Source organism: Xanthomonas campestris pv. campestris str. ATCC 33913, assembly GCF_000007145.1.
Lineage (GTDB): Bacteria > Pseudomonadota > Gammaproteobacteria > Xanthomonadales > Xanthomonadaceae > Xanthomonas > Xanthomonas campestris.
Genome location: NC_003902.1, coordinates 4,779,573 through 4,795,079, shown reverse-complemented (window position 1 = coordinate 4,795,079; position 15,507 = coordinate 4,779,573). Strand labels below are relative to the sequence as shown.

Below are 15,507 nucleotides of genomic sequence, written 5' to 3'. Positions count from 1 at the left end.
CTCGTGTGCTGCTACAGCCGCTTCCCGCTTCCCGCTTCCCAATCCCCAATCCCCAATCCCCAATCCCGCCGCGCCACTGCCAGCTGCGATAATCGCGGCATGAACGATGCTGCGCTTCCCCCCGATGTCTCTGCCGCACTGGCCAACGGCCTGCAGGCCCAATCCCTGGATGCGGACTTTGCCGCGCCGCTGCTGCGTTACCTGACGCTGCTGGTGCGCTGGAACAAGACCTACAACCTCACCGCCGTGCGCGACCCGCGCGAGATGGTCACCCGCCATCTGCTCGATTCGCTGGCCATGCAGCCCTACATCGTCAGCGGCACGCTGGCCGATCTGGGCACCGGCCCCGGGCTGCCCGGCATCCCGCTGGCGATCACCCGCCCGCAGCTGCAGGTGACGCTGGTGGAAAGCAACGGCAAGAAGGCGCGTTTCATGCGCGAGGCGCTGCGGCACCTGGCGTTGGGCAATGCCCGCGTGGCCGAGGCGCGTGCCGAAGCCGTGGACGAACCGGCCGCCTACGACCATCTCACCGCCCGCGCGCTGGATACGCTGGCCGGCATCATCGCCGTCGGCGGGCATCTGCTGCGCCCGGGCGGCAGCCTGCTGGCGATGAAGGGCGTCTACCCGCACGAGGAAATCGCCGCATTGCCCGCCGGCTGGCGCGTGGGCGAGGTGCATCCGTTGCAGGTGCCCGGCCTGGACGGCGAGCGTCACCTGGTGGTGGTGCACAAGGACTGAGCTGGGGTAACCCCGCACGCTGCGCTGCATGAGATGAAGCAAGCCCAGCCGCAAGCCTGACGCACGCGTTGGGACTTCCGGCCCATGGCAGCCGGCCCGGTGCCTGCGATGATCGGAGGTTCGATTCGACCGCAGGTTGCCCGCACGTGACATCTCCCCTTGCCGCCGCACTTTCGTTCGCCCTGCTGGGCCTGTCCTTCAGCGCCGATGCCGCGCCACCGGTGGCAGCCAACGCGCCGGCCACGCTGCGCGCCGAAGCGCCAGCCGATGCGCGCTTCCGCGCCATCTACGAGAAAGAATGGGCATGGCGGCAGGCCGAGACCGGCCAGGCCGACGAAGACACCGACACCACCGGCGACAACACCCGCCTGCCCGACGTTGGCCCGGCCGCGCAGCAGGCGCGCCTGGCGGTCTGGGACGGCGTGCTCAAGCAGCTGGACGGCATCGACCCGGCCACGCTCTCCCCGGCCAACCAGGTCAACTACGCCATCTACCGCCCGCAGGTGGAAAACCTCGCCGCCGAAGTGCGCCTGCGCGCCTACGAGATGCCGTTCAATTCGGACAGCTCGTTCTGGTCCAACCTGGGCTTCATGGCGCAGCGGCCAATGAAGACCGCCGCCGAATACCGCGCCTACATCGCCCGCCTCAATGACGTGCCGCGCTATTTCGACCAGCAGGTCGCCAACATGCGCGCCGGCCTGGCCCGCGGCTTCAGCGTGCCGCGCGCGGTGCTGGACGGGCGCGATGGCTCCATCGCCACCGTGGCGCAAGTGAGCGACCCCACCGAGTCCACCTTCTACGCACCGTTCAAGCAGCTGCCCGCGCAGATCCCCGCCGCCGAGCAGGCGCAGCTGCGCGCGCAGGCCAAGGCGGCCGTGAGCGGCGCGGTGATCCCGGCGTACGCCAGGTTGCTGACTTTCTTCCGCAACGACTACGTGCCCAAGGCGCGCACCACCCTGGCCGCCGAAGCCATGCCCGACGGCAAGGCGTTTTATCGCCAGCAGATCCGCGAATACACCACGCTGGATCTCACCCCGGACCAGATCCACCAGATCGGCCTGGACGAGGTGGCGCGCATCCAGACCCAAATGAACGCAATCATCCAACAGGTTGGTTTCAAGGGCAGCTTTGCGCAGTTTTTGACCTTCCTGCGCACCGATCCGCAGTTCTATGCCAAGACTCCGCAGGAGTTGCTGGACCGCGCCGCGTGGATTTCCAAACGCGTGGACGGGCAGGTGGGCAAGTTCATCGGCACGCTGCCGCGCGGGCGCTTCACCATCAAGCCGGTGCCGGACGATATCGCCCCGTTCTGGACCGCCGGGCGCGGCGGCGCCACCACCTATTGGGTCAACACCTACAACCTGCCGTCGCGACCGCTGTACAACCTGCCCGCGCTCACCCTGCACGAATCTTCGCCCGGCCACTCGCTGCAAGGCTCACTAGCGCTGGAACAGGGCGAGCAGCCGGCCTTTCGCCGCGAAAACTACATCTCCGCCTATGGCGAAGGCTGGGCGCTGTACACCGAAAAACTCGGCCAGGAGATGGGCATCTACGAGACGCCGTACGAAGAGTTCGGCCGGCTCACTTATGAGATGTGGCGCGCCTGCCGGCTGGTGATCGACACCGGTGTGCATCACGACGGCTGGAGCCGCGACCAGGCGCTGGCCTACCTGCGCGACCACACCGCGCTGAGCGAGCACGAAGTCACCACCGAGGTGGACCGCTACATCTCCTGGCCGGCGCAGGCGCTGAGCTACAAGCTCGGCGAGATCGCCATCGTCAAACTGCGTGCCGAAGCCGAACAGGCGCTGGGCGAGCGCTTCGACATCAAGGCCTTCCACGACGTGGTACTGCGCCAGGGCTCGGTGACCTTGCCGGTGCTGGAACAGCAGGTGCGCGCCTTCATCGCGCAGAGCAAGGCCCGCCCGGCCGACCAGAAGCCGGCACCGACCACCGCGCCGTGATCGCCCGGGCCCGCAGCCACGCGGCGGCCTGCACAGGAAAGACGGCACCAGTGGCCCGCTCCACGTAGGAGCGGCCCTGGCCGCGAAGCCGTACCGATCCCCAACCGACGTCCACCCGTCAGGCGCACCCCGACACCGGCATCGGTGTTTCTACGCCTAAAGCGACAAGACACCCGCACTGCGATTGTGTAACCCCCCCGGCCTCTATACGCTGCGGGCATGTTGCTTCGCCGCGCCCGCCTGTTGCACCCGTTGCTGCGCCTGATGGCGCTGGCGGTGCTGATGATGGGCGTGCTGGTCGCGCCCATCGCCTGTGCGCTGGGCGACGTGCATGCCCTGGCGCATGACCAGGCACATCTGGACGACACCGCCGCGCATGGCCACGACGGTGCCGACGAAGCCGATGCGGGCGGCGACCAGGATGGCGCCGGCCTGCTGCATGCCCTGATGCACAGCGGCTATTGCCACGGGCACAGCCCGGCCCTGTTGTCGGCCGCAGCGTGGGGCCCGTTGCCGGCCAGCGCGCAGGCGCAGCCGGCGCCGCTGCCCAGCGTCTACCGGTCGCACCTGATCGAGACCCTGTTGCGTCCCCCGATCGCGGCGTGATGCATCGCCGGCAGCTGCCGGCCTGTCCATCGATCCCGATTCCGGAGACACCCTCATGTGGTTGCGACTGACGGCACTTGCCGTCTTCGCGGTCGTGCCGTGCGCCATGGCGCAGGACGTACCGCCCAAACCCGTGCTGACCCTGGACGACGCCATTGCGCGCGTTGCCCGGCAGCATCCCGATCTGCGCCTGGCCGATGGCCAGCGTGCGGTGCTCACCGCCGAAGCCGAACGCGACGCCCTGCGCCCGCCGTTGCGCCTGGGCGCCCAGGTCGAAAACGTGTTCGGCACCGGACCTGCGCGCGTGCTGGACCAGGCCGAACTCACCGTCACCCTGGCCGGCGTGCTGGAACGCGGCGGCAAGCTCGACGCGCGCCGCACCCTGGCCCAGGCACGCATCGACGCGCTGGCACCCCAACGCGCACTGGCGCGGCTGGACGTGTTGGCCGAAGTGGCGCGGCGCTATCTGGCCATCAGCCTGGCGGCGCAGCGGCAGACGGTGGCGCTGGAGACGCTGGCGCAACGGCAGCGCACCGTGCGGGCGGCGCGTCAGCGCCTGCAGGCCGGCGCATCGCCCGAATCGGTGGTGCTGACCGCGCAGGCGCTGCAGGCCCGGGCGGAACTGGAGCGCGATCGCGCGCAGCAGGAGTGGTTGGCCGCATGTCGGCAGCTGGCGGTGTTGTGGGGTGAACGCACGCCCGACTTCGCCGCAGTCACCGGCGACCCGCTGCAGCTGCCGGCGATTCCCGACTTCGACGTGCTGGCGCAGCTGCTCGATGCCACGCCCGAGCTGGCGCGCTTGAACAACGAACAGCGCGTGCGCGAGGCACGGGTGCGGCTGGCCCGCAGCCAGGCACGCCCGGATCTGGATTGGCAGGTGGGCGTGCGCCGCCTGCAGGGCAGCGATGCCACCGCGCTGGTCGGCGGCGTGTCGTTGGCGCTGGGCAGCGCGGCACGTGCGCGGCCGGAGATCCGCGCGGCCGAAGCGGAGCTGTCGTTGCTGGACATCGAACGGCAGTCGCAGGTGCTGGTGCTCTACACCACGCTGGCCGACGCGCACGGCCGCTACCGCGCCGCACAGCTGGAAGTCAGCCGCATGCGCGAGGACGTGCTGCCCGCACTCGCCCGCGCCGATGCTGCTGCCGAACGCGCCTACCGCGCCGGCGCCACCAGTTATCTGGACTGGGCGCAATTGCAGGCGCAGCACAACGACGCACGCCAGCAGCAACTGGCTGCCGCATCGGAGGCGCAGACCGCGCTGATCGAAATCCAGCGCCTGACCGGCCAGCCGTTTGTCGTGCCCGCGCAGGTGACGCCATGAGCCTGCACGTCTGGCACCTGCAGTGCCGCAGCAGGCTGATCGCACTGCTGCCTGCATGCATCACCACCGGTTGTCTTGCAGCAACGGCACGCCTGCGCGTGCTGCCACGCACACATCTGCAGACGCACACCTCGCGTACCAGCGCCACGCGCTGTTCTTCATCGCTTGCTGCCTCAGGCGCAGTGCGCGGCCACCTCACAGGATCTGTTTCCATGACCACGACTTCTTGGATCGCGCCGCTGTTGCTGGCGCTGCTGCTGGGCGGCTGCGGCCGTGACGGCGAAGACGCACACGCGCATGCCGGCGAAGCCGCAGAACACGGCGGCGAGGCGCACGCCGAGGAAGCCGCCAAAGGCAGCCATGGCGGGCGCCTGCTGAGCCAGGACGGCGACAGCGTCGAGCTGGCGATTGCCGAAGACGGCACCCCGCCCACCTACCAGGCCTGGCTCTACCGCGATGGCAAACCACTGCCGGCAACCGCCGGCAGTGTGGAGGTGCGGCTGACCCGTCTGGGCGGCGCCACCGAAGTGCACCGGCTCAGCGCACGCCCCGATGGCCGCCTGCTGGCCGACAGCGTGGTGGCCGAGCCGCATTCGTTCGATGTCGAGCTGCGTGCGACGGTGCAAGGCAAGGCGCATCGCTGGACCTATGAAAGTTACGAAGGCCGCACCACGATCACCGCGGCGATCGCCAAGGAAAGTGGCATTCGCGTGGCGCCGGTGGCCGCCGGCAGCATTGCCGACCAGCATGAAGTACAGGGCCTGTTGACGCCGGCCGAAGGCGGGCAGGCACAGGCCACCGCGCGCTTCCCCGGCCCGGTGCGCAGCCTGCGCGCCAACGTGGGCGACCAGGTGCGCGCCGGGCAGGTACTGGCCACGGTGGAGAGCAATCTGAGCCTGACCACCTACAGCGTGAGCGCGCCGATCAGCGGCACCGTGCTGGCACGCAACGCCAGCGTGGGCAGCAATGCCGGCGAAGGCCAGGCACTGTTCGAAATCGCCGACCTCTCCACCTTGTGGGTGGACCTGCACATCTTCGGCGCCGATGCCGGGCACATCACCGCCGGCGCGCCGGTCACCGTGACCCGCATCAGCGATGGTGTGGTGGCGCAGACCACGTTGGAGCGGGTATTGCCAGGCACGGCAACCGCCAGCCAGAGCACGGTGGCGCGCGCGGTGCTGCGCAATACCGATGGCCTGTGGCGGCCAGGGTCGGCAGTGAAGGCGCGGGTGACGGTGGCGCAGCAGCCGGCCAAGTTGGTGATGCCGGTGAGCGCGTTGCAGCAGTTCCGCGATTGGCAGGTGGTGTTCGTGCAGGTGGGCGAGACCTACGAGGTGCGGCCGTTGACGCTGGGTGCGCGCGATGCGCAGCACGTGGAGGTGCTGTCGGGGGTGGCGGCGGGGGATGTGGTGGTGGTGGAGCAGAGTTATCTGGTGAAGGCGGATATCGGGAAGTCGGGGGCGTCGCATGATCATTGATCGTTGCGTGTCTGCGGTGTCCTCCGCTGCGCTGGCATTTCAGTTGGGTTTGCCGGTGCTTCGTGACAGCTCAAACCATGGCGTGTGCGAGGTTGCGTGCTTCGCTAGCAATAACGAACGCGGTGTTCGGTCTTTTCGGACGGTGCAACGGCAGGGGCTTTCACGCCCTCTGGGGCGCGAGTCACTTTTCTTTGCTTGTGCAAAGAAACGTAACCAAAAGAAAGCACACCCCGCCTACGCGCCCTTCGGGTGCGCGGAGCCGGCGGGAATTTTCGGAAGGGACATCCTGTCCCTGCCGAAAACGTCGCGCATCCGTGCGCGCCGCCCCGGTGGGGTTTGCCCACCGTCTCCGCCGCTGCGGAAGGGGCCCCGGTACGGCAACGGCAAGATCGAAAGCAACAGCAACAGCAACAGCAACAGCCACAGCCACAGCCACAGCAGCAACAAGAACAGCAACACCAACAATAGCAATGCCAATTACAACGCTGATCACAAAGACGCTCGCTGCATCAGCGGTTGCTACGGTGATTGGGGCAGTGCTGGATTTTTTGGCGCGATAAGTCGCAGGCGTGCTGTTCGCGCAACCCCTGCGCCATGTACGCAGCACGTTTGTGGAGGTGCCCGCCATGCTCACTAAGATCATTCGGTTTGCGATCGCGCAGCGGTGGTTGATGCTGGCGTTGACGGGGGTGTTGATTGCGATCGGTGCGTGGAGTTTTTCGCGGTTGCCGATCGACGCCACGCCGGATATCACCAATGTGCAGGTGCAGGTCAATACGGCGGCGCCGGGATATTCGCCGTTGGAATCCGAGCAGCGGGTGACGTTTCCGTTGGAGACGGTGCTGGCGGGGCTGCCGGGCTTGGAGTCCACGCGGTCCTTGTCGCGCTACGGGTTGTCGCAGGTGACCGCGGTGTTTGCCGATGGCACCGATCTGTACTTTGCGCGGCAGCAGGTGGCCGAGCGGCTGCAGCAGGTGAAGTCGCAATTGCCGCCGGAGCTGGAGCCGCAATTGGGGCCGATCGCCACCGGCTTGGGCGAGATTTTCATGTACACGGTCGAAGCCAAGCCGAACGCGCGCAAGGCCGATGGCAGTGCGTGGACCGCGACCGATCTGCGCACCTTGCAGGATTGGGTGGTGCGCCCGCAGTTGCGTAACGTGCCTGGCGTGACCGAGGTCAACACCATCGGCGGGCATGCGCGGCAGATCCATATCACCCCGGATCCGGCGCGTCTGGTGGCATTGGGCTTCACCCTGGACGATGTGGCTCAGGCGGTGGAGGCCAACAACCGCAACGTTGGTGCCGGCTACATCGAACGCAGCGGGCAGCAGTTCCTGGTGCGGGTGCCTGGGCAGGTGGATGACATCGCGCAGATCGGCGCGATCGTGCTGGATCGGCGCGAAGGTGTGCCGATCCGGGTGCGCGATGTGGCCCAGGTGGGCGAAGGCCGCGAGCTGCGCAACGGTGCCGCCACGCAGGACGGAACCGAAGTGGTGCTGGGCACGGTGTTCATGCTGGTGGGCGCCAACAGCCGCACGGTGGCGCAGGCGGCTGCGCAGCGGCTGGAGTTGGCCAACGCCAGTCTTCCGGCCGGTGTGCGTGCGGTGCCGGTGTACGACCGCACCGCATTGGTGGACCGCACCATCGTCACCGTTGCCAAGAACCTGATCGAAGGCGCGTTGCTGGTGATCGTGGTGCTGTTCCTGATGCTGGGCAATGTGCGTGCAGCGCTGATCACCGCCGCGGTGATCCCGCTGGCGATGTTGTTCACCCTCACCGGCATGGTGCGCGGTGGGGTGTCGGGCAATCTGATGAGCCTGGGCGCGCTGGATTTCGGCCTGATCGTCGATGGCGCGGTGATCATCGTGGAGAACTGCCTGCGCCGTTTCGGCGAGGCGCAGGCACGGCTGGGCCGCGTGCTGGAACGTGACGAGCGCTTTGCCCTCACCGCCGAGGCCACCGCCGAGGTGATCCGCCCCAGCCTGTTCGGTGTGGGCATCATCGCGGCGGTGTATCTGCCGGTGTTCGCGCTCACCGGTATCGAGGGCAAGATGTTCCACCCGATGGCAGTCACCGTGGTGCTCGCGCTCACCGGCGCGATGCTGCTGTCGCTGACCTTCGTGCCGGCGGCCATCGCCTTGTTGCTCGGCGGCAAGGTGGCCGAGCACGAAAATCGCGCCATGCGCTGGGCACGCGGGGTGTATGCGCCGCTGCTGGATCGCGTGTTGCGGCATGCGCGCTGGGTCGGCATTGGTGCGCTGACCACGGTGGTGTTGTGTGCGGCGCTGGCCACGCGGCTGGGCAGCGAATTCATCCCGAACCTGGACGAGGGCGACATCGCCCTGCATGCCATGCGCATTCCCGGCACCAGCCTGGAGCAGGCGATCAGCATGCAGGCCACGCTGGAGCGGCGCATCAAGCAGTTCCCTGAAGTGGCGCACGTGTTCGGCAAGCTGGGCACGGCGGAAGTGGCCACCGACCCGATGCCGCCATCGGTGGCCGATACGTTCTTGATCATGCATCCCCGCGAGCAATGGCCGGATCCGCGCAAGCCCAAGGCGCAGTTGGTGGCCGAGATCGAAGCGGCGGTGCGGCAATTGCCCGGCAACAACTACGAGTTCACCCAGCCGATCCAGATGCGCATGAACGAGCTGATTTCCGGCGTGCGGGCGGACGTGGCGATCAAGCTGTACGGCGATGACCTGGACACGCTGGTGACGGTGGGCCGGCGGATCGAGGCCATCGCCCGCAGCGTGCCCGGGGCGGCGGATGTCGGCCTGGAGCAATCCACCGGGCTGCCGATGCTGGCCGTGGTGCCCGATCGCGATGCGTTGGCCGGCTACGGCCTCAATCCCGGCGTGGTGCAGGACACCGTGGCCGCGGCGGTGGGCGGGCAACCGGCCGGGCAATTGTTCGACGGCGACCGCCGCTTCGACATTGTGGTGCGCCTGCCGGAAGCCTTGCGCCAGGACCCGACCGCGCTGGCCGACCTGCCGATTCCGCTGCAGGGCGATGGCGAGCGCAACGATGCCGACGAATCCAGCCGCGCGGCCGGGTGGCGCAGCGGTGCGCCGACCACGGTGCCGTTGCGCGAGGTGGCCAGGATCGAGAGCGTGCTCGGGCCGAACCAGATCAATCGCGAAGACGGCAAGCGGCGCATCGTCATCACCGCCAATGTGCGCGACCGCGATCTGGGCAGTTTCGTGGCCGAGGTGCAGCAGCGTGTGCAGGCCGAGGTGGCACTGCCGACCGGTTACTGGATCGGCTACGGCGGCACCTTCGAGCAGCTGATTTCCGCCGGCCAGCGGCTGGCCTGGGTGGTGCCGGCCACGCTGCTGCTGATCTTCGCGCTGCTGTACTGGTCGTTCGGTTCGTTGCGCGATGCGGTGGTGGTGTTCAGCGGCGTGCCGCTGGCGCTGACCGGCGGGGTGGTGGCGCTGGCGCTGCGCGGGTTGTCGTTGTCGATCTCGGCCGGGGTGGGCTTCATCGCGCTATCGGGCGTGGCGGTGCTCAACGGCCTGGTCATGATCGCCTTCATCCGCGGCCTGCGCGATGCGGGCATGCCACTGGAGCAGGCCCTGCGCGAAGGCGCGTTGGCGCGCTTGCGGCCGGTGCTGATGACCGCACTGGTGGCGGCGCTGGGCTTCGTGCCGATGGCCTTCAACGTCGGCGCCGGTGCGGAAGTGCAGCGCCCGCTGGCTACGGTGGTGATCGGCGGCATCGTCTCCTCGACCCTGCTTACCTTGCTGGTGTTGCCGGTGCTGTACCGCTGGCTGCACCGCGAGCGCGCCCCACGCACCTCAGCGATGACGGCGCAGCAGCACGGGGGCACGCCATGAGCGCGCCCTGTTGCGGATGCGGAAAAACCTTGGACGTGGCGGCGATGCACGCGCGTCAGCGGCGCGTGCTGTGGTGGGTGTTGGCAATCAATGCCGGCAGCTTTGCGCTGATGCTGGCCGGTGCGCTGCACAGCGGCGCGGCATCATTGCTGTCCGGGAGCCTGGACAACCTGGGCGATGCGCTGACCTATGCGCTGAGTCTGGCGGTGGTGGGCGCCAGCATGGCGGCCAAGGCGCGCGTGGCCTTGCTCAAGGCCGGCTTGATCTTGCTGGCGGCGCTGGCCGTGGCGGCGGAGATCGGCTGGAAGCTGGCCCATCCGCAGGTGCCGCTGTTTCAGAGCATGGGCCTGGTGGCCGCGGCGAACTTCCTCGCCAACCTGGTGTGCCTGCGCCTGCTGTGGCCGTACCGCGATGGCGACATCAATCTGGCCTCGGCATGGGCGTGTTCGCGCAACGATGTCTACGAAGGTGTCGCGGTGCTTGCTGCCAGTGGGGCGGTCTGGGCGTTGGGCAGTGGCTGGCCGGATCTGCTGATCGCGGTCGGCTTGCTGGTCGTGTTTCTACGGTCTGCCTGGCAGGTGGCCCGGCGCGCCTGGGCCGAGCTGGGCACCGCCGGGTAGCACTCCCTCGGGTGCTGCAGACGCATCGCTGTACGACAGGCGCGCGCGAGCTGGTCCAGTTCGCGCGTGCCACTCCGCATGCAGTCCCGTGCCCCGCGCCCCCGGCAGCCGGGCGTAGCCATCCGGTGGAGCGCCCTAACTGCTTGCGGCACAAGGAAATGCCGTGCATAATGCGCGGCTCGCTGTGCCCGGATCGCTCCGGACGGCGGCACCCAACGCGATGGGGTGCCGGCCTGCTCCCAGCGTAAGTACTTGATTCCCAACGTTGCGTGGCAGCCAAGCGCTGTCGGGGCCGCCGTTTTCCTGGCTAAGGAAGACACCAAACTTTATCGAGGTGCGCAATGTCCCGCGTATGCCAAGTGTCCGGCAAGCGTGTGCAGACGGGTAACAACGTCTCCCACGCAAACAACAGAACCCGTCGTCGTTTCCTGCCCAACCTGCACGAGCGCCGCTTCTGGGTCGCCAGCGAAAACCGCTGGGTCAAGCTCCGTGTTTCCGCGCATGCGTTGCGCACCATCGACAAGAACGGGATTGATGCCGTTCTGAAAGAGCTGCGTGCGCGCGGCGAAAAGGTCTGAGGAGTAAGCAGTCATGGCAAAAGGCAAGCGTGACAAGATTCGTATGATTTCCTCGGCCGCTACCGGCCACTTCTACACCACGGATAAGAACAAGAAAAACACTCCGGGGAAGATGGAAATGATGAAGTACGACCCGGTCGTGCGTAAGCACGTCATGTACAAGGAAGGCAAGATCAAGTAATCCACCGATTACGTGATCTGCTTCCAACAAAAACCCCGCCGAGAGGCGGGGTTTTTGCGTTTGTGGAGGGTTGCGGGGTTTGATCGCAACAATGGTTTAAATCCGCATACTTCCTGGGCCACTACGCCTCGGCGGACTACATCCCCTCTCCTGCGGGAGAGGGGTGAGGGTGCGGGGCGAAGCCACTTGCAGTGGCTGGAGTGCCAGAGGCTTCGCACGTACCCTCATCCGCCCCTGCGGGGCACCTTCTCCCGATGGGAGAAGGGAACACCTACAGCCCACGCGCACGCAGTTGCGCATCCAGACGCGGGCAGACCCGCCTGGCGTTCTGGGCCACTACACCTCGGCGGACTACATCCCCTCTCCTGCGGGAGAGGGGTGAGGGTACGGGGCGGAGCCACTTGCAGTGGCTGGAGTGCCAGAGGCTTCGCACGTACCCTCATCCGCCCCTGCGGGGCACCTTCTCCCGATGGGAGAAGGGAACACCGCTACAGCCCACGTGCACGCAGTTGCGCATCCAGGCGCGGGTAGACCCGCCTGGCGTTCTGGGCCACTACACTGCGGCGGACTACATCCCCTCTCCTGCGGGAAAGGGGTAGGGGTGAGGGTACGGGGCGGAGCCATTCGCAGTGGCTGGAGTGCCAGAGGCTTCGCACGTACCCTCATCCGCCCCTGCGGGGCACCTTCTCCCGATGGGAGAAGGGAACACCTACAGCCCACGCGCACGCAGTTGCGCATCCAGACGCGGGCAGACCCGCCTGGCGTTCTGGGCCACTACACCGCGGCGGATTGCATCCCCTCTCCTGCGGGAGAGGGGTAGGGGTGAGGGTGCGGGGCGAAGCCGCTCGCAGTGGTTGGAGTGCCAGAGGCTTCGCACGTACCCTCATCCGCCCCTGCGGGGCACCTTCTCCCGATGGGAGAAGGGAACACCGCGACAGCCCACGCGCACGCAGTTGCGCATCCAGACGCGGGTAGACCCGCCTGGCGTTCTGGGCCACTACACCGCGGCGGACTACATCCCCTCTCCTGCGGGAAAGGGGTAGGGGTGAGGGTACGGGGCGAAGCCACTCGCAGTGGTTGGAGTGCCAGAGGCTTCGCACGTACCCTCATCCGCCCCTGCGGGGCACCTTCTCCCGATGGGAGAAGGGAACACCGCTACAGCCCACGCGCACGCAGTTGCGCATCCAGGCGCGGGTAGACCCGCCGCGCGTTGCCTTCGAACACCTTGCGCTTGTCTGCATCGGAGATGGTCAGCGCATCGATGTAGCGCTTGGTGTCGTCGAAGTAATGCCCGGTCTGCGGGTCGATGCCGCGCACCGCGCCCACCATTTCCGAGCCGAACAGGATGTTGTCGATGTCGATCACTTCGAACAGCAGGTCGATGCCCGGCTGGTGATACACGCAGGTATCGAAGAACACATTGCGCATCACATGCGTGGCCAGCGGCGGTTTGCCCAGCATGTCGGCCAGCCCGCGAAAGCGCCCCCAGTGGTAAGGCACCGCGCCGCCGCCATGCGGAATGATGAAGCGCAAGCTCGGGAAGTCGCGGAACAGATCGCCTTCCAGGAACTGCATGAAGGCGGTGGTGTCGGCGTTGAGGTAGTGCGCACCGGTGGCGTGGAAGTTGGCATTGCAGCTGCCGGACACATGCACCATCGCCGGCACGTCCAGCTCCACCATTTTCTCGAAGAACGGGTACCAGGCACGGTCGGTGAGCGGTACGCCGTTCCAGTGCCCGCCCGACGGGTCGGGATTGAGATTGCAGCCGACAAAGCCTAGTTCGTTGACGCAGCGTTCCAGCTCGGCGATGGAGTGGCTGATCGGAACGCCCGGCGACTGCGGCAGCTGGCAGACACCGATGAAGGTGTGCGGATACAACTGCACCACGCGCGCGATCAGGTCATTGCAGCGCTGCGTCCAGACCTGGCTCACCGCTTCGTTGCCGATGTGGTGGGCCATGGTGCTGGCGCGTGGCGAAAAAATGGTCATGTCCGCGCCACGCTCGCGCAGCAATCGCAATTGGTGCTGTTCGATGCTCTCGCGCAGGGCGTCGTCGGAAATGTGCGGGTATTGCGGGGCCGGTTGCTGCGGGTCGTCGTGATGGGCGATCTGCGCCTTGCGGAACGCATCGTGGGCAGCAGGTGCGGTGGTGTAGTGGCCGTGGCAGTCGATGATCATCGGGTCGTCTGATATGAGGGAACGTGCGCATCGCGCGGTTGCTTGCAGCCGCTGCAGCCGGGCGCGCGGGATCGGCAGGTGCCTACATACGCGCGTTTACGCAGGCGGTAGCCGCTGCAGGCGGCACATCGCGCAGACGGTGCCGCCTGAGCTGCCGAGTGCACCGGCACCGGCAGCTGCATCAAGCCCCCGGCCGTGCCGTCATCGGCCGGCATGAATGGCATGGGCCGCTGACTAGCCAAACAGCACCCCATCGAACAGTTTGCGGGCGGTGCGCACGACAGCGGCGCGCACCACGTTGCCGTGCGCGTCCAGTGCAATGAGGCAGCTGCTGGCGCCGCTGGGGTGTTCGATCTCCAGCTGCTGCGTGGTGCCGCCCGGCAGCTGTGCCAGCGCGTGCGCCGGCGTGCCGGGCAGCAGGCAGGCGGTGGCCACGGTGACCGCACCCAGCACGCCAATGGAGGCATGGCAGCGATGCGGAATGAACGAGCGCACCGTGATCGCGCCGCCGTTGTGTGGGGCGGAGACCAGCATCAATTTCGGTACCGTGGCGGTGTCCACATCGCCCAGCCGCATCAGCGGCCCGGCCTGCAGGCGCAGGGTTTCCAGGCGCGCCTTGAGCGCGACATCGGCATCGAGCGTGGCGCGGTCTTCGTCGCCGCGGATGCCCACATCGCTGGCACGCAGTACCACGCAGGGCATGCCGTTATCGATCAGCGTGACCGCAATGCCGTCCAGCAGGTCCACCGGGTTGCCGGTGGGCAGCAGCGCGCCGCAGCTGGAACCGGCGATCTCGGCAAAGGCCAGCGCGATGGGCGCGGCGGTGCCGGGCACGCCATCGATCCGGGTGTCGCCGGCGTAGGTCACCTGGCCGCCCGGCGTGCACACGGTGGCGGTGGCCACGGTGCCGGTGTTGCGCATGAAGATGCGCACCGCAGTCTGGCCGTCCTGTGCGGGCAGCAGGCCGCGCTCCAGCGCGAACGGCCCCACGCCGGCCAGCAGGTTGCCGCAGTTCTGCGCGTCGCTGACCTGCGCCTGGTCCACCGAGACCTGCAGGAACAGGTAGTCCACATCGGCATCCTCGCGCGCGGAGCGGCTTACCACGGCCACCTTGGAGGTGAGCGGGTCGGCGCCGCCCATGCCATCGATCTGGCGCGGGTCCGGCGAGCCGTAGGCGCGCAGCAGGAAGGCGTCGCGCGCGGCGGTGTCGGCCGGCAGGTCCGCAGCCAGGAAGAACCCGCCCTTGGAGGTGCCGCCGCGCATCCACATCGCGCGCACGCCCTCAGACATAGCGCAGGCCCTTCGCGGCCAGGCGCTCACGCATGGCGTAGATGTCCAGGCCCAGTTCGCCGCGCGCCAGCCGCTCGCGCTTGATCAATTCGCGCGCTTCGCGTGCCTGGGCCTCGGCCAGGACCGCCGGGGCTTGGGCGCTTGGCACCACGCAGACGCCGTCGTCGTCGGCCACCACCACATCGCCTGGCTGGATCAGCTGCCCGGCGCAGACCAGCGGCACGTTCACCGCCCCCAGGGTCTCCTTGATGGTGCCCTGCGCGCAGATGGCGCGGCTCCACACCGGGAAGCCCATGGCGGTGAGGTCGCGCACGTCGCGCACGCCGGCGTCGATGATCAGCCCACGGCAGCCGCGCGCCTGCGCCGAGGTCGCGAGCAGGTCGCCGAAATAGCCGTCGCAGCACTCGCTGGTGGGCGCGACCACCAACAGGTCGCCATCGCGCAGTTGCTCGATCGCCACATGCATCATCCAGTTGTCGCCCGGCGGGACCGACACCGTGACGGCGGTACCGGCGATGCGGCAGCCGGCATAGATCGGCCGCAGCCGGTGATGCAGCAGCCCGCTGCGGCCCATGGCTTCGTGCACGGTGGCCACGCCCGCCTGCGCCAACCCTTGCACGACCGCGACCGGGGCACGCGCGATGTCGGTGACGACCTTGCTCATCCATCCATCCTCGTTAGCAATGCGCCGAGTCTGTTGGTGGAGCGCCTGCT

Annotated in this window: 12 protein-coding genes; 9 read left to right on the top strand and 3 right to left on the bottom strand. The window is 67.8% G+C overall.

The genetic code is table 11. The annotated features are described in order from the left end of the window. Positions 1-99: 99 nt before the first annotated feature. From rsmG to rpmG, 9 genes are all read left to right on the top strand, one after another. The gene (rsmG, locus tag XCC_RS20950; protein WP_011039110.1) at positions 100-738 is read left to right on the top strand and encodes a 16S rRNA (guanine(527)-N(7))-methyltransferase RsmG; all 639 of its coding nucleotides are present in this window, start codon (positions 100-102) and stop codon (positions 736-738) included. A gap of 146 nt (positions 739-884) precedes the next feature. Continuing rightward, positions 885-2,702 (top strand): DUF885 domain-containing protein, encoded by a 1,818-nt coding sequence (locus XCC_RS20945; RefSeq protein ID WP_011039109.1) that lies wholly within the window; start codon positions 885-887, stop codon positions 2,700-2,702. A gap of 219 nt (positions 2,703-2,921) precedes the next feature. Beyond that, positions 2,922-3,308 (top strand): hypothetical protein, encoded by a 387-nt coding sequence (locus tag XCC_RS20940; protein WP_016944268.1) that lies wholly within the window; start codon positions 2,922-2,924, stop codon positions 3,306-3,308. Positions 3,309-3,363: 55 nt separating this feature from the next. Then, complete coding sequence (locus XCC_RS20935; RefSeq protein WP_011039107.1) at positions 3,364-4,629, top strand: TolC family protein; 1,266 nt, start codon at positions 3,364-3,366, stop codon at positions 4,627-4,629. Positions 4,630-4,841: 212 nt separating this feature from the next. Continuing rightward, positions 4,842-6,107: an efflux RND transporter periplasmic adaptor subunit gene (locus XCC_RS20930; RefSeq protein ID WP_043877847.1), complete on the top strand. Its 1,266-nt coding sequence runs from the start codon at positions 4,842-4,844 to the stop codon at positions 6,105-6,107. Between the two features lie 626 nt (positions 6,108-6,733). Continuing rightward, the gene (locus XCC_RS20925) at positions 6,734-9,946 is read left to right on the top strand and encodes an efflux RND transporter permease subunit (RefSeq protein ID WP_029217104.1); all 3,213 of its coding nucleotides are present in this window, start codon (positions 6,734-6,736) and stop codon (positions 9,944-9,946) included. Further along, positions 9,943-10,566 (top strand): cation transporter, encoded by a 624-nt coding sequence (locus tag XCC_RS20920; RefSeq protein ID WP_011039104.1) that lies wholly within the window; start codon positions 9,943-9,945, stop codon positions 10,564-10,566. The genes XCC_RS20925 and XCC_RS20920 overlap by 4 nt, the downstream gene beginning before the upstream one ends. 341 nt (positions 10,567-10,907) lie before the next feature. Then, positions 10,908-11,144 (top strand): 50S ribosomal protein L28, encoded by a 237-nt coding sequence (gene rpmB / locus XCC_RS20915; protein ID WP_002809459.1) that lies wholly within the window; start codon positions 10,908-10,910, stop codon positions 11,142-11,144. 13 nt (positions 11,145-11,157) lie between these two features. After that, on the top strand, positions 11,158-11,325 hold the full coding sequence (gene rpmG, locus XCC_RS20910; RefSeq protein ID WP_002809462.1) for a 50S ribosomal protein L33: 168 nt from the start codon (positions 11,158-11,160) through the stop codon (positions 11,323-11,325). A 1,155-nt stretch (positions 11,326-12,480) separates the two neighbouring features. Here the strand turns inward: rpmG and XCC_RS20905 are convergent. The 3 genes from XCC_RS20905 to XCC_RS20895 form a co-directional block, all read right to left on the bottom strand. Continuing rightward, the gene (locus tag XCC_RS20905; RefSeq protein ID WP_011039103.1) at positions 12,481-13,503 is read right to left on the bottom strand and encodes an amidohydrolase family protein; all 1,023 of its coding nucleotides are present in this window, start codon (positions 13,501-13,503) and stop codon (positions 12,481-12,483) included. A gap of 234 nt (positions 13,504-13,737) precedes the next feature. Then, positions 13,738-14,793, bottom strand: coding sequence for a 4-oxalomesaconate tautomerase (locus XCC_RS20900; protein WP_011039102.1), 1,056 nt, complete (start codon positions 14,791-14,793; stop codon positions 13,738-13,740). Beyond that, positions 14,786-15,457, bottom strand: coding sequence for a 4-carboxy-4-hydroxy-2-oxoadipate aldolase/oxaloacetate decarboxylase (locus XCC_RS20895; protein WP_011039101.1), 672 nt, complete (start codon positions 15,455-15,457; stop codon positions 14,786-14,788). The genes XCC_RS20900 and XCC_RS20895 overlap by 8 nt, the downstream gene beginning before the upstream one ends. Positions 15,458-15,507 lie beyond the last annotated feature (50 nt).